Below are 233 nucleotides of genomic sequence, written 5' to 3' on the forward strand. Positions count from 1 at the left end.
GACCGGCACCGTTTTTGCCGATGTCTCGTGAAGAGATGGATCAACTTGGCTGGGATAGCTGCGACATCATTTTGGTTACTGGCGACGCGTATGTCGATCACCCAAGCTTCGGGATGGCGATTTGCGGTCGTATGCTGGAAGCGCAGGGCTTTCGCGTCGGGATCATCGCCCAGCCGGACTGGAGCAGCAAAGACGACTTTATGCGTCTGGGTAAACCGAATCTGTTTTTCGGT

Annotated in this window: 1 pseudogene; it reads left to right on the forward strand. The window is 54.9% G+C overall.

Going from position 1 to position 233, the window contains the following annotated elements:
- A pseudogene (locus R2R70_RS23345) lies at positions 1 to 233 on the forward strand (YgiQ family radical SAM protein); the annotation flags it as partial.

Origin of the sequence: Cobetia sp. SIMBA_158, assembly GCF_046566945.1 — a bacterium.
Classification (GTDB): domain Bacteria; phylum Pseudomonadota; class Gammaproteobacteria; order Pseudomonadales; family Halomonadaceae; genus Cobetia; species Cobetia amphilecti.